General features: G+C 66.5%; 19 protein-coding genes and 1 tRNA gene. 10 read left to right on the top strand and 10 right to left on the bottom strand.

Annotated elements, in window-relative coordinates:
• Positions 1-41: 41 nt before the first annotated feature.
• Genes ABZ459_RS24240 through ABZ459_RS24220 form a run of 5 tightly spaced genes read left to right on the top strand, consistent with a single transcriptional unit; the run spans position 42 to position 3,686 of the window.
• Positions 42-287, top strand: a complete 246-nt coding sequence (locus ABZ459_RS24240) for a hypothetical protein (RefSeq protein WP_357974093.1) — start codon at positions 42-44, stop codon at positions 285-287.
• A 12-nt stretch (positions 288-299) separates the two neighbouring features.
• On the top strand, positions 300-1,196 hold the full coding sequence (locus ABZ459_RS24235) for a bifunctional DNA primase/polymerase (protein WP_357974090.1): 897 nt from the start codon (positions 300-302) through the stop codon (positions 1,194-1,196).
• On the top strand, positions 1,193-2,326 hold the full coding sequence (locus tag ABZ459_RS24230; protein ID WP_357974086.1) for an AAA family ATPase: 1,134 nt from the start codon (positions 1,193-1,195) through the stop codon (positions 2,324-2,326). The genes ABZ459_RS24235 and ABZ459_RS24230 overlap by 4 nt, the downstream gene beginning before the upstream one ends.
• The gene (locus ABZ459_RS24225) at positions 2,323-2,544 is read left to right on the top strand and encodes a helix-turn-helix domain-containing protein (protein ID WP_357974083.1); all 222 of its coding nucleotides are present in this window, start codon (positions 2,323-2,325) and stop codon (positions 2,542-2,544) included. Before ABZ459_RS24230 ends, ABZ459_RS24225 begins: the two co-directional genes overlap by 4 nt.
• Positions 2,544-3,686 carry a tyrosine-type recombinase/integrase gene (locus ABZ459_RS24220; protein WP_357974080.1) on the top strand — a complete coding sequence of 381 codons (1,143 nt, stop codon included), beginning with the start codon at positions 2,544-2,546 and terminating at the stop codon, positions 3,684-3,686. Before ABZ459_RS24225 ends, ABZ459_RS24220 begins: the two co-directional genes overlap by 1 nt.
• Before the next feature lie 209 nt (positions 3,687-3,895).
• Here the strand turns inward: ABZ459_RS24220 and ABZ459_RS24215 are convergent, their stop codons facing one another.
• The 10 genes from ABZ459_RS24215 to dnaA form a co-directional block, all read right to left on the bottom strand.
• Positions 3,896-5,128, bottom strand: coding sequence for a hypothetical protein (locus ABZ459_RS24215; protein ID WP_357974077.1), 1,233 nt, complete (start codon positions 5,126-5,128; stop codon positions 3,896-3,898).
• A gap of 491 nt (positions 5,129-5,619) precedes the next feature.
• A tRNA-Ile gene (locus ABZ459_RS24210) sits at positions 5,620-5,693 on the bottom strand.
• 135 nt (positions 5,694-5,828) lie between these two features.
• On the bottom strand, positions 5,829-6,479 hold the full coding sequence (locus ABZ459_RS24205) for a DUF3566 domain-containing protein (RefSeq protein ID WP_357974074.1): 651 nt from the start codon (positions 6,477-6,479) through the stop codon (positions 5,829-5,831).
• A 3-nt stretch (positions 6,480-6,482) separates the two neighbouring features.
• Complete coding sequence (gene gyrA, locus ABZ459_RS24200) at positions 6,483-8,981, bottom strand: DNA gyrase subunit A (RefSeq protein ID WP_357974071.1); 2,499 nt, start codon at positions 8,979-8,981, stop codon at positions 6,483-6,485.
• Between the two features lie 15 nt (positions 8,982-8,996).
• Positions 8,997-10,940: a DNA topoisomerase (ATP-hydrolyzing) subunit B gene (gyrB, locus tag ABZ459_RS24195; protein ID WP_357974068.1), complete on the bottom strand. Its 1,944-nt coding sequence runs from the start codon at positions 10,938-10,940 to the stop codon at positions 8,997-8,999.
• A 302-nt stretch (positions 10,941-11,242) separates the two neighbouring features.
• Complete coding sequence (locus ABZ459_RS24190; RefSeq protein WP_357974065.1) at positions 11,243-11,743, bottom strand: DciA family protein; 501 nt, start codon at positions 11,741-11,743, stop codon at positions 11,243-11,245.
• Complete coding sequence (gene recF, locus ABZ459_RS24185; RefSeq protein WP_357974062.1) at positions 11,733-12,965, bottom strand: DNA replication/repair protein RecF; 1,233 nt, start codon at positions 12,963-12,965, stop codon at positions 11,733-11,735. Before recF ends, ABZ459_RS24190 begins: the two co-directional genes overlap by 11 nt.
• A gap of 103 nt (positions 12,966-13,068) precedes the next feature.
• Entirely contained in the window at positions 13,069-14,010 is a 942-nt protein-coding gene (gnd, locus tag ABZ459_RS24180) for a phosphogluconate dehydrogenase (NAD(+)-dependent, decarboxylating) (RefSeq protein WP_357974059.1), read from the bottom strand.
• Positions 14,011-14,059: 49 nt separating this feature from the next.
• The gene (gene dnaN, locus ABZ459_RS24175; protein ID WP_357974056.1) at positions 14,060-15,199 is read right to left on the bottom strand and encodes a DNA polymerase III subunit beta; all 1,140 of its coding nucleotides are present in this window, start codon (positions 15,197-15,199) and stop codon (positions 14,060-14,062) included.
• Between the two features lie 525 nt (positions 15,200-15,724).
• On the bottom strand, positions 15,725-17,305 hold the full coding sequence (gene dnaA / locus ABZ459_RS24170) for a chromosomal replication initiator protein DnaA (protein WP_357974053.1): 1,581 nt from the start codon (positions 17,303-17,305) through the stop codon (positions 15,725-15,727).
• A gap of 448 nt (positions 17,306-17,753) precedes the next feature.
• Here dnaA and rpmH point away from each other — a divergent pair, with 448 nt between their 5' ends.
• The 5 genes from rpmH to ABZ459_RS24145 all read left to right on the top strand — a co-directional run bounded on the left by rpmH (position 17,754) and on the right by ABZ459_RS24145 (position 20,028).
• Positions 17,754-17,891, top strand: coding sequence for a 50S ribosomal protein L34 (gene rpmH / locus ABZ459_RS24165; protein WP_043614899.1), 138 nt, complete (start codon positions 17,754-17,756; stop codon positions 17,889-17,891).
• 62 nt (positions 17,892-17,953) lie between these two features.
• On the top strand, positions 17,954-18,316 hold the full coding sequence (gene rnpA / locus ABZ459_RS24160) for a ribonuclease P protein component (protein WP_357974050.1): 363 nt from the start codon (positions 17,954-17,956) through the stop codon (positions 18,314-18,316).
• 17 nt (positions 18,317-18,333) lie between these two features.
• Positions 18,334-18,591, top strand: coding sequence for a membrane protein insertion efficiency factor YidD (yidD, locus tag ABZ459_RS24155; protein ID WP_352322972.1), 258 nt, complete (start codon positions 18,334-18,336; stop codon positions 18,589-18,591).
• Positions 18,592-18,595: 4 nt separating this feature from the next.
• Positions 18,596-19,519, top strand: a complete 924-nt coding sequence (yidC, locus tag ABZ459_RS24150) for a membrane protein insertase YidC (RefSeq protein WP_357974047.1) — start codon at positions 18,596-18,598, stop codon at positions 19,517-19,519.
• Between the two features lie 20 nt (positions 19,520-19,539).
• Complete coding sequence (locus ABZ459_RS24145; protein WP_357974044.1) at positions 19,540-20,028, top strand: R3H domain-containing nucleic acid-binding protein; 489 nt, start codon at positions 19,540-19,542, stop codon at positions 20,026-20,028.
• Positions 20,029-20,533 lie beyond the last annotated feature (505 nt).

Raw genomic sequence — 20,533 nt, 5'->3', positions numbered from 1 at the left:
CCTCGCTTGACGACACCCAAAAACGGCCCAGGAGGCCCGTCATGACCCCTGCCACGCTCACCGCTAGCGCAGTGATCGTCATCGCCCTGTTCATCACAGTCCGTTACGCCGTCAAGTGCTACATCCGGCCCTTCCGCCGCTGCCGCTCCTGCCAGGGCAAGGGCCGCAAGCCCAATCGCATCGGACGCGGCACTCACGACTGCCGCCGCTGCCGCGCCACCGGCCTACGCCTCCGGATCGGCCGCCACATCTGGAACCACGCCCGCGCCCTGCACCGCACCCGCTGACTGGAGCACCCCATGCCAATGAAGAACCTGACCCGCTACGCCCTCGCAGCCGCCGCCCGAGGCTGGCACGTCTTCCCGCTCGCCCCGAAGGGCAAGACCCCGCCCCGCGGCTTCACCGCCTGGCAACACCGCACCACCACCGACCCGGCCACGATCCGCTACATCTGGCAGCGCCCGTACAACGTCGGCATCGCCACCGGCCCGTCTGGCCTGGTCGTCATCGACCTTGACCAGCCCAAGCACGGCGAGCAACCAACACCGCAGTGGAACCGCCCCGGCATTCGAGACGGCGCGGACGTCCTTGCCGCCCTTTGCGAGGAAGCCGGCCAGCCGCTCCCGCTGGAGACCTTCCAGGTCCGCACTCGACGCGGCGGCCTGCACCTGTATTTCACCGCACCCAATGGAGTCACCCTGACGAACACTCAAGGCGGCAACGGCGGCCTCGGCTGGCTGATCGACACCCGCGCCAACGGCGGCTACGTCGTCGGCCCCGGCAGTCACGTCACCGACGAACACGGCAGCGGCACGTACGAGGTCCTGCACCCGATCCCACCCGCACCGCTTCCGGCTTGGCTGGTCGAACGCCTACGCCCGGCCCCGCTCCCACCACAGAAGCCGGTCACGGTGCCCCTCGCATCCGACCGGCGCGGCTCCTACATCCGTGCCGCCGTCCTCGGTGAGCTGGACCGGGTGGCCAGCTCACCACCGCACGGCCACAACAACGCCCTCTATCTCGCCGCCGTCGCACTCGGCCAGTTCGTCGCCGGAGGCGAGCTGAACGCCAACGCCGTCACTACGTGGCTCACGGAGGCAGCCACGCAGATCGGCCAGCCCTACCGCGAGGCCCAACGCACCATCGCCTCCGGCCTGCGCGCCGGAGCCCGCCGGCCTCGGACGGTGGCCGCATGACCAACGACCGCACCACCCATCTACGCCTGGTCAACGGTGATGCCGTCAATGCGCCCGGCCAGCCCGTGCTGTTCCGCACCTCCTGGACCGCCGACGAACTGATGGCCATGACCTTCCCGGAGCCCCGCTGGGCGGTCCCCGGCATCATCGCCGAAGGACTCAGCCTCCTGGCAGGCCCTCCCAAGGTCGGCAAGTCCTGGCTCAGCCTCGGCCTGGGCATCGCCGTCGCCAGCGGCGCTAAGGCCCTGGAAGCCATCGAACTGGAGCCCGGCCCCGTCCTCTACCTCGCCCTGGAGGACACCGCCCGCCGCCTCCAGAACCGCATGGGCAAGATCCTGAGCGGCCAAGCCGCGCCCAAGGACCTGACCCTGGCCACCACCTGCCCCACCCTCCCGCAGGGCGGGGAGGAGGCCATCGCCCGCTGGCTCGACCGCAACCAGAACGCCCGCCTGGTCGTCATCGACGTCTTCGCCAAGATCCGAGGCACCACACCACCCGGCCTGTCCGCCTACGACGCCGACTACGCCGCCATGAGCCGCGCCAAGCGCCTGGCCGACACCTACGGCGTCGCCGTCGTCCTGATCCACCACGTCCGCAAGATGGCCTCGGAAGACTTCCTGAGCGAGGTCTCCGGCACCAACGGCCTGGCCGGGGCAGCGGACGCCACCCTCGTCCTCAAACGCGCCAGAGGCACCGCAGATGGCGTCCTGCACGTCACCGGCCGCGATGTCGAAGAGGCCGAATACGCCATGGCCTTCCAACCGGCCGCCGGCCTCTGGCACCTCCTGGACGGCCCACCCGAAGACCACGCCCTGTCAGACACCAGAGCCGCCATCGCCCGCCACGTCCGCGCCAACCCGAACAGCACGCCCAAGGCCATCGCCGACGCCACCGGCCTGTCCCACGAGAACGTCCGCAAGACCTGCCAACGCATGAACGCCGACGGCCAACTCTGCGTCAACGCCACCGGCCACTACCGCCTCCCCGGAACAGAGTCCCCGGCAGGCGTCCCCGGCGTCCCAACCGTCCCTGACCACACCACGACCAGCACCAACGCCCAAACCCACGAGGGACAACCGGCCCTGCTGCCTGTCCCCGCTGTCCCCACCGATGAGGAGACCCACCAGTGACCACCTCAGCGCCGGACAGCGTCCGGCTGGCCGACACCCAGCTCTACCGCGTCACCGACGCCATGCGCCTGCTCCGCATGAGCCGAACCGTCATCTACGACCAGATCCGCACCGGCCGCTTGCGCTCCGTCAAGCAAGGCCGCGCCCGCCTCATCACACCCAGCGCCATCCGCGACTACATCGCCCTCCTAGAGAAGGAAGCCGAGGAAGCAGCCTGATGACCAAACGACGCAGCAGAGGAGACGGCGGCCTCCACTGGGACGACAAGCGCCAGCGCTGGATCGCCACCGCCAGCCTGGGGTTCGCCCCAGACGGCAAGCGCATCATCAAGAGGGGCAGCGGCAAGACCAAGACCGAAGCCAAGGCCAAGCTCAAGGAGGTGCTCAGGGACTACGAAGACGGGCTAACCATCGCACCGGGGGAGTCCACCGTCGCTCAGGCCGCGAACGACTGGCTGACCTACGGGCTCAGCGGACTGGACCCGAGCACCGTCGCAACGAACACGATCCTGGTCAAGACCCACATCATCCCGGCCCTGGGCAAGCGGAAGCTCCGCGACCTCAGTGCGCAGGATGTGGACAAGTGGCTGGCAGGCAAGGCCAAGACGCACAGCACGAGCACCGTCGCGCGGCTCCATTCCTGTCTGAATCGGATCATCAAGCGCGCGATGGCGCGAGACAAGGTCCGGCGGAATGTGGTTGAGCTATGCCGAGTACCTCAGGGAAAGGAAGGGCGCCCGTCCAAGGCGCTCACGATGACCCAGGCGGAAGAGGTGCTCAAAGCCGCCGAAGGTAAGAACCTGTACGCCTACATCGTGGTCTCTCTGCTCACCGGTGCACGTACCGAGGAACTCCGCGCGCTGCGCTGGGATCACGTGGACCTGGTGGGTGATCTCGACGGCATCCCGCCGATACCGCCGTACGTCGCCGTGTGGCGCTCCATACGGAACGGGGGAGACACAAAGACCCGCAAGTCGCGGCGCACCCTCGCACTCCCTAAACGGTGTGTGGATGTGATGATCGAGCAACAGGAAGCTCAGCAGAAGGAGCAAGGCGACGCCTGGTCAGAGCATGGCCTGGTGTTCGCGTCCGCCGCTGGAACCGAATTGGACGCAGCCAACGTACGGCGAGCGCTCCGGCGCGTAATCAAGCACACAAGCTTGAACCCCTCGGAGTGGACTCCACGAGAGCTACGCCATAGCTTCGTTTCCCTGCTCTCCGACGCCGGGACCCCTTTGGAGGACATCTCCCGACTGGTCGGCCACAGTAGTACGGCAGTCACAGAACTGGTATACCGCAAGCAAATTCGACCTGTGCTACAGAAAGGGGCGGTGGTTATGGACCAGATTTTCAAGAGCTAGCCCCAGCTAGTATCGGCTCATGAGCGGATACTAAAGCCCGACCAAGGGTTAATCTCGAACTAGCCCGAGCACTAGGTGCGGGAATTCATCGACGGCATCAAAGATGCCAGCCGATACCTCACCCCTAGCACTTGGCGGCCTCCTCACTGTTTAGGTGCGCACAGCGAGGCAAGCTGAATGTGCGACACAGCGGCTATAAGACTAAAGGGTCAACCGTCCAACGCCGCATGTGGGGAAAATGGTCTTTCTTCATTCTCTTCAGTGAGGCGTTGCAGCTCACTCAAGATGGTGTCCGGCCTGGCTGTAAGGACAGGACGACGACGCAATGCTTCCACTTCGAGCTGGCTCAGCTCGCGGCGCACGACCGTGCCAGCATGCTTGACCACAAGCAGCGTGCCGTGATGGATCACCGCAGACTCGATCCCCGCCAAGGCCTCCATCACCTTGGCGAAAGCTTCGGCCTCCTTTTGATTTACATCCGCCTGTCGGGTGTCGAGCCCATATAGGCCTGCTGCGCGTCCGACGATGCTGACCCCGTCCTCAAGATGTTCCTCGCCTTCCTTCTTCATTCGGGCGAGAAGCGGGCGCCAGAATGAGCCGATGACTGGCTCCCCGCTATAGACAATCTCTAGCCCTTGAGCCTCAAGCCATTCCTGGATGGCAGACTCAACTGCTTCATGATTAGCTTCGTCACTGAGGTATATCGTGACTGGTGTCACCATCGGCAACGAATGTTCCTCGATCCCACGAAGAAGCTGAGCTGAGTTCAGTCGCTGCTCAAAGGTTATTGCCTTCACGATCATGGGCGTTATCGAGGTCTTGCCCGTTTCTGAAGGTCCTACCAACATGCCCGCATCCTCAGCGAGCCCTTCGATACGGCGTGGTCGCGTCTTCCGTGTTTCGGGCGAGCCATCAGAATCATCCTGCTGTGCCTGTAGAAGATCACGAGCGAAGTCGTAGGCCATAAGCCACGGCGCTCTTCTCCAATCGGCACGGTAGGCAGCGCGTAGGAGGGCCACCAACTCATCACGCGACGGCATATCTTCACCCACCTGCAACCTGTGCCGGTGATGAAAGGGAGGCGGTGGCGAAGGAACTTCTTTTTCCAGCAGACGCAGGATGCGATTGAACCCTCGTACCGGAGAGACCGCAGAGAGTGTCGGGGACGACAACGATCTAGCAAAGTCCAGAGCAGCCAACCAGGCAGCAACTTCGGCAACCGTTATGGCTGGGTAGATCGTACGCAGAAGCACAGTGAGCACAACGTCGTTCGGCAGTTGCGCACCCTCAAAGAGGTCATCGACCGCAGCAGGGGCCATCTCTAGAGCTGCAGCCAACTCCTCCCGCGGTAGAGGGCTCCCAGCATCCCGTACGTTCTGCAACCGCAGGGCAAACAGACGGGTCGGTTGAATCTGACCTAGGTCAGAAGTTGCACCGGGCATGCGGCTCCTTGTGGTCGCAGCAGATGCCTCTATCGTGCGCCAACTCCGGTCACCTCATCAGGAGATCCCAAGACTCAGTTCCGAATGTGACCACGCTATCAGCGGATGGTCATCTTTCGCCTACTTGGCTGCTGGGCTCAGCCCGCCACTGCCACGTTGCCGGCCAACCCGGCAAGCAGGTTTGCGCCTACGGCCATGGCAGGACGGAACCAGGCCGTCAGTCGTTCTCTGAGCTTCGACATCATCCTGCCTCCCATGGGATTCCGATCATCCAGTGGGGCGACGATCCCGGAGGAAGCGTGTTGGCAAACGATGGCGGACGCCAGTAGGGCTATGAACATGACTGACAAGCCATGCCTGCCAGGCTCAACCCAGCAGCCTTAGCTCATCCTAGCGATCAGGCCCCGGCTTGGGAGCGGTAGTAACGCAGTTAGACACTCAGAAGATCAAAAAGGCCGTTTCCGATCTCCGGAAACGGCCTCTGAGCTGGGTGGGGCTACCAGGACTTGAACCTGGGACCTCTTCCTTATCAGGGAAGCGCTCTAACCGTCTGAGCTATAGCCCCGCGCACACCGAACGGTATCGCATTCGCCTGTTGGAGGCGAACCAGTTGTTCGGACGAGAAAAGCTTACCGTGTCCGACGGGCTGCTCGTGCCGCACCAGCCACCCCGGTACGGCACGAGCCCCCGCCCGAACCTGCTATTCGGCCTCGCTGAACGTCACCTCAACGCCCCCGACCAGGTCGGAAGCGATGTTGTAGATGACCGCGCCCAGCGTGGACAGAGCGGTGATCAGCACCACGTTCACGGCGCCGATCAGCGCGGTGTACCCGAGGATGCGCACCGGCTCGAACCACGAGGCGATGTTGATCGGGATCGAGCTCTGTCCCTGCTCACCCTTGCCGAGCTGGTTGACCAGGTCGACGAGTGAGTCGAACACCCCCAAGGCGGACAGCACGCCGTACAGGACGGCCACTGCCACGAAGAGCACCACGAAGCAGACCAGGGACACCACGAAGCTGAACTTCATGGCCGACCACGGCTCGATGCGGCGCAGCACCAGGTGTGCCTTGCGGGGCAGCCTGGACCCCGCGTTGTTCGACGACTTCTTCTTGGGCATCTCGACGGGCGGAGGTGCCTCACTGGTGAGCGACGGACGGATGCGCACCGTCTCGTTGCCCTCCGCCTGCGGCTCGTCCTTGGAACGAGGCTGAGCGGCGGCGCCCTTCGCGGGCGTCCTGTCCTGCTCGCCGTCGACCGAATTGAAGATTTCCGGCTCAGTGGACTTCTTCGGCTGATGTCCGTTACCCGACGCCGCCTGGGCTCTGGCGGTGCCACCCTGGGCGCTCATGATTTACTCTCCTCCCCCGTCTTCCTCATTCTCCACCGGAGTCTCCATCGACTCCGCGTTCCGGGCGAGGGCAACCACGCTGTCGCCTTCGGCGAGGTTCATCAATCGCACTCCCATGGTCTGGCGGCCGGACTGCTTGATCTCGCCGGCACTCGTCCGGATCACCCCGCCGGCGGACGTGATCGCGAAGACCTCGTCCTCTGGGTTGACCATGACGGCTCCGACCAGCTTGCCACGGGAACTCACGATTTTCGCAGTCAGCACGCCCCTACCGCCACGTCCTTGAACTGGATACTGCTCCACTGGCGTCCGTTTTGCGTACCCAGCCTTCGTGGCGATAAGCACATCTTGACCGTCGGCGATCCGATTCATGGCGAGAAGTTCGTCTCCTTCGAGGAACCTCATGCCGATGACACCGCTGGTCGCGCGGCCCATGGGCCGCAATGCCTCGTCGGAGGCGGTGAACCTGATCGACTGCGCGCCCTTGGAGACGAGCAGCAGATCGTCGGTCTCGGAGACCAGACGGGCGCCGATGACCTCGTCGTCCTCACGCAGGTTGATCGCGATCAGACCGCCCGACCTGGGGGAGTCGTACTCGGACAGGCGTGTCTTCTTGACCAGGCCGCTGCGCGTGGCGAGCACCAGGTAGGGGGCGACGTCGTAGTCGCGGAGGTCGAGAACTTCCATGACTGTTTCGTCGGGCTGCATGGCCAAAAGGTTCGCGAGATGCATGCCACGGGCGTCACGCCCGGCATCAGGCAGCTCGTACGCCTTGACCCGGTACACCCGGCCCTTGTTCGTGAAGAACAGCAGCCAGTGGTGCGTCGTGGTGACGAAGAAGTGGTCGACGATGTCGTCCTGGCGCAGCTGGGCGCCGCGAACGCCCTTGCCGCCCCGCTTCTGCGCCCGGTAGAGGTCGGTACGGGTGCGCTTGGCATAACCGCCGCGGGTGATCGTGACGACGATCTCCTCCTCGGCGATGAGGTCCTCGATCGACATGTCGCCGTCGTAGGCGATGATCTCGGTCTTGCGCTCGTCGCCGTAGCGGTTGACGACCTCGGCCAGCTCGTCGCCGATGATCTCGCGCTGGCGGGCCTCGCTGGCCAGGATCGAGTTGTACTCGGCGATCTGGGCCATCAGGCCGTCGTACTCGTCCTGGATGGCCTGCCGCTCCAGGGCGGCCAGCTTGCGCAGCTGCATGTCCAGGATGGCCTGAGCCTGGATCTCGTCGATCTCCAGGAGCCCCATGAGGCCCTGCTGGGCGTGCGAGGCCGACTCCGAGGCCCGGATGAGGGCGATGACGTCGTCGAGCCGCTCAAGGGCCCTCAGCAGCCCGCGCAGGATGTGGGCGCGCTCCTCGGCCTTGCGCAGCAGGTAACGCGTCCGGCGGACGATGACCTCGACCTGGTGGGCCACGTAGTGGCGGATGAACTGGTCGAGCCGCAGCGTGCGCGGCACGCCGTCGACCAGCGCCAGCATGTTGGCGCCGAAGGTGTCCTGGAGCTGGGTGTGCTTGTACAGGTTGTTGAGCACGACCTTGGCGACCGCGTCGCGCTTGAGCACGATCACCAGGCGCTGCCCGACCCGCGAGGAGCTCTCGTCGCGTACGTCGGCGATGCCCGAGAGCTTGCCCTCGCGCACCAGCTCGGCGATCTTCAGCGCCAGGTTGTCCGGGTTGACCTGGTACGGCAGCTCGGTGACGACGAGCGCCTGCCGCCCCTTGTCCTCCTCGACCTCGACCACCGCGCGCATGGTGATCGAGCCGCGCCCGGTGCGGTACGCGTCCTCGATGCCCCGGCGTCCGACGATCAGCGCCTTGGTCGGGAAGTCGGGCCCCTTGACCAGCCTGATCGAGGCTTCCAGCAGCTCCTCGTCGTCGGTCTCCGGGTTCTCCAGGTACCACCGGACCGCGGCCGAGACCTCGCGCAGGTTGTGCGGCGGGATGTTGGTGGCCATGCCGACCGCGATGCCGCCCGAGCCGTTGACCAGCAGCTGCGGGAACCGCGCCGGCAGGACGTCGGGCTCCTGCGACTTGCCGTCGTAGTTGGGGCGGAAGTCGACGGTGTCCTTGTCGATGTCGCGCAGCATCTCCATGGCGATGGGCGCGAGCTTGCACTCGGTGTACCGCATCGCGGCCGCCGGGTCGTTGCCCGGCGAGCCGAAGTTGCCCTGCCCGTCGACCAGGGGATAGCGCAGCGACCACGGCTGGGCCAGGCGGACCAGGGCGTCGTAGATCGAGGTGTCGCCGTGGGGGTGGTAGGTGCCCATCACGTCGCCGACGACGCGGGCGCACTTGAAGTAGCCGCGGTCGGGACGGTAGCCACCGTCGTACATCGCGTAGAGCACCCGCCGGTGCACCGGCTTGAGACCGTCGCGCACATCAGGCAGCGCCCTGGACACGATGACGGACATCGCGTAGTCCATGTAGCTGCGCTGCATCTCCGACTGGATGTCCACCGGCTCGATGCGCTCAGCCGGGGGAGTGGTGTTCACGTCCGTCACAGGTTCAGGTCCTTCTTAAACGTCGAGGAAGCGAACGTCGCGCGCGTTGCGGATGATGAAGTCGCGCCGCGCTTCGACGTCCTCGCCCATGAGCACGCTGAACAGGTCGTCGGCCTGGGCCGCGTCGTCGAGCGTGACCAGGCGCAGCAGTCGCGTCGCCGGGTTCATGGTGGTCTCCCAGAGCTGGCCGGCGTTCATCTCGCCGAGGCCCTTGAAGCGCTGGACGTTGTCGCGCGGCCGCGGGTCGGCCTTGCCCTGCGCGATGCCGTCGTTGATGACGGCGTCGCGCTCGGAGTCGGAGTAGGCGTAGGAGGCGTCCTCGCCCTTCCGGTCCCACTTGATCTTGTAGAGCGGCGGGCACGACAGGTAGACGTGTCCGGCCTCGATCAGCGGCCGCATGAACCTGAACAGCAGCGTCAGCAGCAGGGTGTTGATGTGCTGGCCGTCGACGTCGGCGTCGGCCATCAGGATCACCTTGTGGTAACGCAGCTTGGCGATGTCGAACTCGTCGTGCACGCCGGTGCCGAGGGCGGTGATGAGCGCCTGGACCTCGTTGTTCTTCAGGACCTTGTCGATCCGCGCCTTCTCCACGTTGAGGATCTTGCCGCGGATGGGCAGGATCGCCTGGAAGCGCGAGTCGCGGCCGCCCTTGGCCGAGCCGCCGGCCGAGTCGCCCTCGACGATGAACAGCTCGCACTTCTCCGGGTCGTTCCACTGGCAGTCGGCCAGCTTGCCGGGAAGGCCGCTGCCGGACTCCAGGAGCGACTTGCGCCGGGTCAGGTCGCGGGCCTGGCGGGCCGCCAGGCGGGCGCGGCTGGCCTGGAGCGACTTGTTGATGATGTCCTTGGCCTCGCCGGGGTTGCGCTCGAACCAGTCGCGCAGGTGGTCGTTGCAGGCCTTCTGCACGAACGACTTGGCCTCGGTGTTGCCCAGCTTGGTCTTGGTCTGGCCCTCGAACTGCGGGTCGGACAGCTTGACCGAGATGATCGCGGTCAGGCCCTCGCGGACGTCCTCGCCGGAGAGGTTGTCGTCCTTGCCCTCCTTGAGGAACTTCTGCTCGCGCGCGTAGCGGTTGACGATGGACGTCAGCGCCGCGCGGAAGCCCTCCTCGTGGGTGCCGCCCTCGGCGGTGTTGATCGTGTTGGCGAAGGTGTACACCGACTCCGCGTAGGAGTTGTTCCACTGCATCGCGATCTCCACCGCGATGCCGTCGCCCTCCTCCTCGAAGGCGACGATCGACGCGTGCGCCGGCTCCTTCTTGGCGTTGAGGTGCTTGACGAAGTCGGCCAGGCCGCCCTCGTAGTGGTATTCGACCGTGCGGGGCTCGCCGTTGACGTGGTCGGGACGCTCGTCGGCGAGCGTGATCGTCAGGCCCTTGTTGAGGAAGGCCATCTCCTGGAAGCGGCGCGAGAGCGTCTCGTAGTTCCAGGTGGTGGTCTCGAAGATCTCGGGATCGGGCCAGAACGTGATCGTGGTGCCGGTCTCGTCGGTCTCCTCGCCCTTGGCCAGCGGGGCCAGCGCCTTGGAGTTGACGAGGTTCAGCCGCCAGTAGTGGCCGTTCTGCTTGACCTCGACGTCCATGGCGGTGGACAGCGCGTTGACGACGGCCGAGCCGACGCCGTGCAGGCCGCCGGAGACCGCGTAGGACTGGCTGTCGAACTTGCCGCCCGCGTGGAGCGTGGTCAGCACGACCTCGACGGCCGAGCGCTTCTCCACAGGGTGGATGCCCGTGGGGATGCCGCGGCCGTTGTCGACGACGCGCACGCCGCCGTCGGCCAGCAGCGTGATGTCGATCCTGGTGGCGAAACCGGCCAGCGCCTCGTCCACCGCGTTGTCCACGATCTCGTAGACGAGGTGGTGCAGGCCGCGCTCACCGGTGGAGCCGATATACATACCCGGGCGTTTGCGAACCGCCTCAAGTCCTTCGAGTACGGTGATTGAGCTAGCGTCGTAGGACAACTGCGAAATCCTCCTGCCGCGGACACGCGGCGGGGGAGGCCATCAACTTCATGCTGCCCCTACCGTGCCCGTCACCGTCGTGAGTGCCCCGATGCGCGGTCACCCGGGGGAGTCGGCTTGCTGCCGGGGTGACACGCAAGCGGACGTGTCCGGAATCCTTTTTCATTCTACCGCTTCCCGGAGCCCGTGGTGGCAATACACGCGCCTGTGATGCTCCCTAGCTCGATTTGCCCCCCACTCAAGCATCCCCCCTTCGGAAAGGGGGCCTATCGCGTCTGCGGCTGTCTGATCGCCCTCGGCGCCTAACCATAGGTGTCGCCGGGGCCCCTGCTTCCGGTCACCCGCAAACCCCCCGCGGGCCGGGGTGCGTTCTGCGGCCCCCTGACCTTGACCTTTGTCACGGAACCGTCACCCAGCTCCTCGTTGAGCCTGCGGATGAGGGTGCGCGCAAGCAGCCTGACCTGCGTCGCCCAGGCCGTGGAATCGGCCGCGATGAGCACCTCGCCCTCGTCGAAGGACTCCGGCCGGGTGTGGGCGGCCAGGTCGGGGCCGACGATCTCCTTCCACCGGCCGAACACCGCCCCGACGGCCGCCGAGCGCTCCCAGCCGCGGTCGGCCAGCAGGTCGGCGATGGCCCGGCCGAACAGCTGGGGATCGCCGGCCTCCCTGCGCGGGCCGGCCTTGCGCCTGGGCTCGCGGCGCGGGAGCTGGCCGCGCTTGGCCGCGTCGGCCTTCGCCTGCGCGAGCTTCTCCCTCGCCATGGCGGCCCCCCTGGCCGCCGCGTTGTGCTGCTCATCGGACACGGGTCACGCTCCCCTCAGCGACGTCGAAACGGGCCCCCGCCAGCTCCTTCGGCACGTCGTCGGGCACGGCGGCGGTGATCAGCACCTGTTCGGCCGGCGCGACGATCTCGGCCAGCCTGCGCCGGCGCTGGCTGTCGAGCTCGGCGAACACGTCGTCGAGGATCAGCACCGGGTCGCCGCCGTCGGCCCGCAGCAGGTCGTAGGCGGCCAGCCGCAGCGCCAGCGCGAACGACCACGACTCGCCGTGGCTGGCGTAACCGCGGGCGGGCAGGTCGCCGAGGCCCAGGATCAGGTCGTCGCGGTGTGGGCCGACGAGGGTGACGCCCCGTTCCAGCTCGGCCTGGCGGACCTCCGACAGCCGGTCGCGGAGCTGCTGTTCAAGGGTTTTCCCCAAGTCTGTGGATAACGTCTGCGCATCGGGAGATCCCCGCTCACCGGCGACTTCGTCCTCCGCGCCGTCCCCACCTGTGGACAACGTGCTGCGGTAGGCCAGCGTCGCGGGGGCGCTCGTGGGGGCCAGCGCGGCGTAGGCCCCGGCCACCAGCGGGCGCAGCGCCTCGATGAGTTCCAGCCGCGCCCGCAACAGCTCCGCGCCGTGCCTGGCGAGGTGGGCGTCCCACACCTCCAGCGTGCTCAGGACGTCGCCGGCGCCCGCGGCGGTGAACGCGGTGTCACTCTCGGCCCGCCGGGCGCTCCTGCTGCCCCTGCGGGCCTGCGCGGCCGTGCGCAGCAGCGCGCCGCGCTGCTTGAGCACCCGGTCGTAGTCGGCCCGGACCCCGGCGAACCGCGGGGCCCTGGCCACGAGCAGGTCGTCGAGGAAACGGCGGCGCTCCGACGGGTCGCCCTTGGACAGCGCCAGGTCCTCCGGCGCGAACAGCACCGTGCGCAGCAGCCCGATGACGTCGCGCGGCCTGGACACGGGGGAGCGGTTGAGCCGCGCCCGGTTGGCCTTCCCCGGGTTGATCTCCAGCTCCACCAGCGCCCGCCGGTCGTCCCTGTGGACGGCGCAGCGCACGATGGCCCGCGCGGCCCCCTGGCGCACCAGCGGCGCGTCGTTGGCCACGCGGTGACTGGAGTGCGTCGCGACATAGCCGAGGGCCTCGACCAGGTTGGTCTTGCCCTGGCCGTTGGGCCCGACGAGAGCCGTGACGCCCGGTTCCAGACCGAGCTCCACGGACGCGTAGGACCTGAAGTCGGTCAGCGAGAGGTGGGCGACATGCACCCCACGAAGGTTAGTCCGCCGCGGGGGCCGCCCGTGTCACCGGCTTGCCGTCCTGTGGAAAACCTCGGGCTTCCCCGGACGGCCTGTGGACGCCCGGCCGGACCTACTCGGCTTCGCGCGGCGGGGTCACGTCGGCGCCGGGCGAGTCTGCGCCCTTGCCGGTGCTGCCCTCGGTCGAGGTGATCGCGTGGCCGCCGAACTGGTTGCGCAGCGCGGCGACGACCTTCATCGCGGGGGAGTCGTCCTGGCGCGAGGCGAACCGCGCGTAGAGGGCGGCGGTGATCACCGGCAGCGGCACGGCGTGGTCGACGGCCGCCTGGACCGTCCAGCGGCCCTCGCCGGAGTCCTGGGCGTAACCGCGGAGCTGGTCGAGGTGCTCGTCGTCGTCGAGCGCCCGCACCATCAGGTCGAGCAGCCAGGAGCGGATGACGGTGCCGGTGCGCCAGCTGCTGAAGGAGCCCCTGACGTCCTTGACGACGTCGGACGCCTCCAGAAGCTCCCAGCCCTCCGCGAACGCCTGCATCATGCCGTACTCGATGCCGTTGTGGACCATCTTCGCGAAGTGGCCCGCACCGACGTCACCGGCGTGGACGAAGCCGTCCTCGCCCTCGGGCTTGAGCGTCTCGAAGATCGGCATGAGCCGGTCGACGTCGGCCTGCTCGCCGCCGCACATGAGGGCGTAGCCGTTCTGGAGCCCCCACACGCCGCCGCTCACGCCGCAGTCGACGAAGCCGATGCCCTTCTCGCGCAGCTCGGCGGCGTGCTTCTGGTCGTCCACATAGTGTGAATTACCGCCGTCGACGACGATGTCGCCCTCGTCGAGCAGCTCGCCGAGCTCGTCGACCGTCTGCTGGGTGGGCTTGCCCGCGGGAACCATGACCCAGACCGCGCGCGGCGCGGACAGCCGTTCGACCAGCTCCTTCAGGCTGGCCACGTCGCTGATGCCGGGGTCGCGGTCGTAACCGACCACCTCATGGCCGCCGCGGCGAAGCCGCTCGGCCATGTTGCCGCCCATCTTGCCCAGTCCCACCATGCCGATCTGCATGACGCTCCTCTACCCCCTTGTCAGGCTTCCATCATCCCCGATGACGGGATCAGCCCGACAGGCGGATGGGCATGATCAGGTAACGGTAGTCCGTACCTGCGCCTTCGTCCACAGGCTTGCCTCCGGTGAGGATGGCGGGCTTGGTCGAGGTCGTCATCTGCAGGCGCGCGATGTCGGAGTCTATGGCCCCCAACCCCTCAAGCAGGAACTGGTGGTTGAAGGCGATGTTCATCTCCTCGCCCTCGTAATCCACAGGCAGTGCCTCGACGGCCTGCGCCTCGTCGCCGCTGCCGGCCTCGAGCACGACCTCGCCGCTCTTGAACGCCAGGCGCACGGGGGTGTTGCGCTCGGCGACCAGGGCCACGCGCTTGACCGCCTCGACGAACGGGCCTGTGGACAGGTCGGCGCGCGCGGAGAACTCCGTGGGCAGCAGCGAGCGGTACTTGGGGAACTCGGGGTCGAGCAGCCGCGTCGTCGTGCGCCGGCCCGCGCTGGAGAAGCCGATCATGCCCTCGCCGGTGCCGCCGGCCGAGCTGAGCGCGATCTCCACCTCGGCGCCGGTGGTGCCGAGGGCCTTGGCAGTGTCGGCGAGCGTCTTGCCGGGGATCATCGCGATCGCGGCGAAGTCCGGCTGGCCCGGCTGCCACTTCAGCTCGCGCACGGCGAGCCGATAGCGGTCGGTGGCGGCGAGGGTGACGGTGTCGCCCTCGATCTCCATGCGCACGCCCGTGAGCATCGGCAGCGTGTCGTCACGACCCGCCGCGACGGCGACCTGGCTGACGGCGGAGGCGAACACGTCGCTGCCCACCCGCCCGGCGGCCGGCGGCATGGCCGGGAGCGACGGGTAGTCCTCCACAGGCATGGTCAGCAGGGTGAACCGCGCGCTGCCGCACGTGACGACGGCCTTGGCGCCCTCCACCACGAGGTCCACAGGCTGTGCGGGAAGCGCGCGCGTGATCTCGGCGAGCAGCTTGCCCGAGACCAGGACGACCCCCGCCTCACCGGTGTGGAGTTCGAGCGTGACCTCGGCGGAGACCTCGTAGTCGAACCCCGACAGCTTGAGCTGCTGGCCCTCCGTCACCTCCAGCCGCATGCCGGCGAGCACGGGCACCGACGGGCGCGCCGGGAGACTGCGTGCCGTCCATGCCACCGCCTCAGCGAGGACGTCTCGCTCGATTCGGAACATCACGGTGATCAGCCTCCTGGGTTCGTCGTTGATTCAAGTGTTCACTCTCCCGCACCGCGGTTCGGGGAGAACCCCTCTATGGGTCTTTGATTTTCTTAGTAAGAGAGATAAGAGGTCATCACACTAGGGGCTGTGGGAACTGTGGACAACTGAAGTTCTCGCAGCTCAGTGCCCCTGTTTTCATCCACCGAGGGTGTGGGTGACGCCTGGGGGAAACTTCGCCGCCTGGGGATGAAGTTTCGTCGCCCACAGGCCGTCCCCAGATCATGGTGTGTTCATCCACCGGTTATCCACGAGGTTTCCACAGGTTGTCCACGGGGTAAGAGGGGGCCTTCTGGAGTCCCAGATCGACTGTTCACAGGCCGTCCACACGTTATCCACGAGTCATCCCCAGGTTCTCCTCAGGATGTCCCCAGATTCGTCCCCAGCCCTTGTGGGTGGATTTTTCCCGGCATTGGTGGTCGTACCGACGCGCCGTTTTCGCGTTTCCGCTGGTCCACAGTGTTTTCCACAGGCTGTGTACGACCATCAAGATCCACGCTTGCTCTGTTTGATACGCATTGTCAGCTCGTTGACCTGGTTGTACATCGACCTGCGCTCGGCGATGAGCGACCGGATCTTGCGCTCGGCGTGCATCACGGTGGTGTGGTCGCGGCCGCCGAACTGCTGGCCGATCTTCGGCAGCGACAGCTCGGTCAGCTCGCGCGCCAGGTACATGGCGATCTGCCGGGCGTTGACGAGCGCGCGGCTGCGCGAGGTGCCGCACAGGTCTTCGATGCTGATGCCGAAGTAGTTGGCGGTCTCGGTCATGATGGCCGCGATCGTGATCTCGGTGTCGGACTCCGAGGTGATCAGGTCCTTCAGCACGACCTCGGCGAGCTGAAGGTCCACACCCTGCCTGTTGAGGCTGGCGAACGCGGTCACCCTGATCAGGGCGCCCTCCAGCTCGCGGATGTTGGTGGAGATCCGGCTCGCGATGTACTCCAGCACCTCGGGCGGCGCGGCCAGGCCCTCCTGGATGGCCTTCTTCCGCAGGATCGCGATGCGGGTCTCCAGCTCGGGCGGCTGGACGTCGGTGATCAGGCCCCACTCGAACCGGTTGCGCAGCCGGTCCTCCAGCGTGATGAGCTGCTTGGGCGCGCGGTCGCTGGAGATGACGATCTGCTTGTTGGCGTTGTGCAGGGTGTTGAAGGTGTGGAAGAACTCCTCCTGCGTCTGCTCCTTGCCCTCCAGGAACTGGATGTCGTCCACAAGCAGGATGTCGATCGCCCGGTAGCGGCCGCGGAAGCCGTCGGCCTTGTGGTCGCGGATGCTGTTGATGAAGTCGTTGGTGAACTCCTCCGAGCTCACGTACCTCACCCGGGCGCCGTCGTACAGGCTCTGCGCGTAATGCCCGATCGCGTGCAGCAGGTGCGTCTTCCCCAGGCCGGAGTCGCCGTAAATGAAGAGCGGGTTGTACGCCTTCGCGGGGGATTCGGCCACCGCCACGGCCGCGGCGTGCGCGAACCGGTTGCTGGCACCGATGACGAATGTCTCAAATGTGTACTTCTGGTTGAGCCGGGCCGGCTCGCTCGGCTTGTTGCTCTTCGCTTCCCACCGATTCGGCGCCGGCTCCGGCGCTTTCTCCACAGGCGGTGTGTACGGCTGCACCTGTTCAAAAGAGAACGAAGGCTGTGGATATTCGGTGGACGCCGGAGGCTGCTCAGGCTGTGGAGAATAGAACTGCGGGGGCTCGGATGCCTGGTAGTGCTGGGGTTGCACCGGCTGTGTGTAACGCGGCTGGCTATCCACACTCTGGGGATAAGGCACATTCACAGGCTGTTGATGGGCGTCCGGCAAAGGCTGCTCGGGAGCCGTGGTGTCGATCATCACGGCCAGCCGCATCGTCATCCCGAGTTCCTGGGACAGCGCGTGGGCCACCAGCGGGCGCAACTTGCCCTCGATGAGGTCCTTGAGGAAGTCGTTGGGGACGCCGAGCACGATCGTGTCGTCCGCGAGAGCGATCGGACGGACCATCGACAGCCAGGTGCGCTGCTGGATGGGCACGTTCTCGTTGAGGAAGTTGCCCAGGGCCCTCGCCCATACCGTGCCGAGGTCGACACCACTCATGGTGCGGCTCCCCTCCTTCCTCTCGCGGCCCCCCGCGATCGTTTATCCACATGACCGTGGCCGCCCCGAGCGGTCGGCGACCCCTTCGTCCACAGCGTGGCGGCAGGGCTTCGTACCCAGGTCCTCCACAGGAGATCCACAGGCTGTGCACGGTGTTTCCGGTGGTCCAGAAGGGCCGACAGTATCCATGTGCACAGCTGTGTTCAAGACGTTGTCCACAGCGTAGTGGCACCTGGATGCACAAACTGTGGACGTGGGCCCGGCGGTGGAAAAGTCGCCTGTGGATCAGTGGATAACCCGTTCAGTTTGACCTGAGACGCCGTTGGCCCGTAACGTACGACGGTCGGCTTGCCACGCGACGGCTATTTCGCGTGCCCTCGCTCCCACGGCAGGCCAGCCATGTGTGTATAAGCGCCCCTGGGCGCACCTTCAAGCCTGGAGCCCACCCGTGAGCAAGCGTACTTTCCAGCCGAACAACCGTCGCCGCGCGAAGACCCACGGCTTCCGGCTGCGGATGCGCACCCGGGCCGGTCGCGCCATCCTCGCCGCCCGCCGCCGCAAGGGCCGCGAGAAGCTGTCGGCCTGATCGACCCGCGCCCGAAGTCCGGCCCGTCGGTGTACCTCGCCGACGGGCGTTAGGCGTATACGGTGCTGTCCCGTCAATCCCGCATGCGGCGCGGGGACGAGTTCGAAGCGGCCGTCCGGCGTGGCAAACGCGCCGGACGCCCCACTCTGGTGGTGCATCTCAACTTTTCTGGGGAAGAGACACCTCTGGTTGGTTTCGTGGTGAGCAAGGCCGTTGGTGGCGCGGTGACCCGGAACAAGGTCAAACGACGGCTCCGACACCTGATGCGCGACCGTCTCGACCGGCTGCCGCGAGGTAGCCTGCTGGTGGTACGCGCCAATCCACCGGCCGCGTCCGCGTGCGTCGAGCAACTGGCCGCCGATCTCGACGCCGCGCTGGATCGTTTGCTCAGGCGGCGCGAGTCCTCGACGGGTGGACACAGATGACGGAGCAGCCGCAAGGGATGCCGGGCCTCGCCGCCCGGGCGCTGATCATCCCCATTCGGTTCTACCGGGCCTTCATCAGCCCGATGCTCGGTCCACGCTGCCGGTTCTACCCGTCGTGCAGCGCGTATGGGCTCGAGGCGATTGCCGTACATGGGGCATTGCGCGGCACATGGCTGACTGTCCGGCGCATCGGGCGGTGCCACCCATTCCATCCCGGAGGTATAGACCCGGTGCCCCCACGCCCGGTCCGGTCCCACGAAACGCAAGGGAGCTAGCTCGGTGGAGCTGTCCTGGCTCAATTGGCTGTACACGGCCGTCGCCCAAGTCATCACCTGGATCCACCAGGTCTACAGCACTTTCCTCGACCCCAACAGCGGGTTGACCTGGGCGCTGACCATCGTCACGCTGACCGTCTGCATGCGGATCCTCATCTTCCCGCTGTTCCTCAAGCAGATGCGGTCGTCGCGGAAGATGCAGGAGCTGGCACCGAAGGTCCAGGAGCTCCGCAAGCGCTACAAGAACGACAAGCAGCGCATGAACCAGGAGGTCATGGCGCTGTACCAGGGTGCGGGCGCCAACCCCCTCGGTGGCTGCCTCCCCGTCGTGGCGCAGTTCCCGATCTTCATCTCGATGTTCACCGTGCTGCGGGCCATCGCCGCCGACCAGGCCAAGTTCGGCATGTCGCAGGAACTGGTCGACAGCGCCAAGCACGCGCTGATCATCAACGCTCCCCTGCCCGCCACGTTCTTCGAGGCCCCTGACATCGCCCAGAAGGTCGTCATCGGCTTCTTCGTGGCGATCAGCTCGCTGACCACGTTCCTCACCGTCCGGCAGAGCGTGACCCGCTCGATGGCGCAGATGCCGGACAACCCCATGGCGCAGCAGCAGAAGATCCTGATGTACATCTCGCCGCTGTTCGCCTTCTTCAGCCTCAACTTCCCGCTGGGCCTGATCCTCTACTGGGTCACCACCAACCTGTGGACTCTGGGCCAGCAGCACTGGTTCTACAGCCGGCACCCGATGCCGCAGTTCGACGCCAAGGGCAACGCCATCCCCGTGACGCCCAAGCCCGGCCTTGTGGCCAAGATGCGCAAGACCACTCCGGAAGAGGAGGCCCCTCCCGCCGCCCCGGAGCCTAAGATCATTAGGCAGCAGCCCAGCCGCCAGTCCCGCAGCAAGCGCACCGGCAGCAAGAAGTCTTGAACACGAAGGAGAGGCCGGCGATGACCGAGGCCGAGCAGGAGAAGGCTCCTGATCTCAACGCGCTTGAGCAGGAAGGCGAGATCGCTGCCGACTACGTCGAGGGCCTTCTCGACATCGCCGACATCGACGGCGACATCGACATGGATGTCGAGGGCGACCGCGCCATGGTCTCCGTCGTGGGGCTCAAGGGCAACGAGCTGGTGGGGCCCGCGGGAGAGGTCCTGGAGGCGCTGCAGGAGCTGACCCGGCTGGCCGTCCACCGGCAGACCGGGGAGCGTTCGCGGCTCATGCTCGACGTCGCCGGCTACCGCGAGCGGCGCCGGGCCGAGCTGAGCAAGCTCGGCACCGAGGTCGCGATCCAGGTCAAGGAGAAGGGTGAGCCGAAGGCGCTGCACCCTATGACGCCGTTCGAGCGGAAGATCGTCCACGACGCGGTGGCGGCCGCCGGGCTGCGCAGCGAGTCCGAGGGTGAGGAGCCGCAGCGGTACGTGGTGGTCCTTCCCGCCTGATACGTGCATGGTGAGTCGGTTCGGCCGTCTGTCGGCGCTTGGGTGCGCTGATGGGCGGCCGTTTCCGTATCTATAGCTGTACGTATGGGATGCGGGGCCTTAGTGGGCCACTAGCGGGTTTGCGGGCTGGCCTCCATGCTTGCGCGCATCGATCCCTGTTCCTTGTTGTTGGAGCGTTTTCCGGCGTCTTCGTGCGCTGGCGTTTAGGTTCGGCGCTGTTAGTGGGGGAGCGTGCGGTTTTGTGCGCTGGCCTTGGCATTCATCCGGAAAGCGACTCCGAGTGGTGCTATCGGGCGATATACGCTTTATGTCGTTTATGGGGGGGTTGGTGTCAAGGGTGGATCGGGAGGGGTACGCGGCGGCGTGCTCGACCGTCACCCACATGCCAGCCCGCTAGTCTTCCAGTGTGATCTCACATCTAGCCTTGGGTGGACACCGCCCCTAGAACGTCGAGACATCCACCGTCGAAAGCCCACCGGCATCATCGCCGAGCAGGCAACCTGAG

Origin of the sequence: Nonomuraea sp. NPDC005692 (genome assembly GCF_040631115.1) — a bacterium.
In the GTDB taxonomy this organism is placed as follows: domain Bacteria; phylum Actinomycetota; class Actinomycetes; order Streptosporangiales; family Streptosporangiaceae; genus Nonomuraea.
The sequence above is the reverse complement of the archived record's forward strand: the minus strand, read 5'-3'. Positions and strand labels throughout refer to the sequence as shown.

Coding starts and splice junctions, on each gene's coding strand:
- ABZ459_RS24230 (WP_357974086.1), top strand. CDS start 1,193: ATGACCAACGACCGCACCACCCATCTACGCCTGGTCAACGGTGATGCC.
- ABZ459_RS24205 (WP_357974074.1), bottom strand. CDS start 6,479: ATGAGCGCCCAGGGTGGCACCGCCAGAGCCCAGGCGGCGTCGGGTAAC.
- ABZ459_RS24220 (WP_357974080.1), top strand. CDS start 2,544: ATGACCAAACGACGCAGCAGAGGAGACGGCGGCCTCCACTGGGACGAC.
- yidD (WP_352322972.1), top strand. CDS start 18,334: ATGCCGGGCCTCGCCGCCCGGGCGCTGATCATCCCCATTCGGTTCTAC.
- gnd (WP_357974059.1), bottom strand. CDS start 14,010: ATGCAGATCGGCATGGTGGGACTGGGCAAGATGGGCGGCAACATGGCC.
- ABZ459_RS24240 (WP_357974093.1), top strand. CDS start 42: ATGACCCCTGCCACGCTCACCGCTAGCGCAGTGATCGTCATCGCCCTG.
- ABZ459_RS24215 (WP_357974077.1), bottom strand. CDS start 5,128: ATGCCCGGTGCAACTTCTGACCTAGGTCAGATTCAACCGACCCGTCTG.
- ABZ459_RS24145 (WP_357974044.1), top strand. CDS start 19,540: ATGACCGAGGCCGAGCAGGAGAAGGCTCCTGATCTCAACGCGCTTGAG.
- dnaA (WP_357974053.1), bottom strand. CDS start 17,305: ATGAGTGGTGTCGACCTCGGCACGGTATGGGCGAGGGCCCTGGGCAAC.
- ABZ459_RS24235 (WP_357974090.1), top strand. CDS start 300: ATGCCAATGAAGAACCTGACCCGCTACGCCCTCGCAGCCGCCGCCCGA.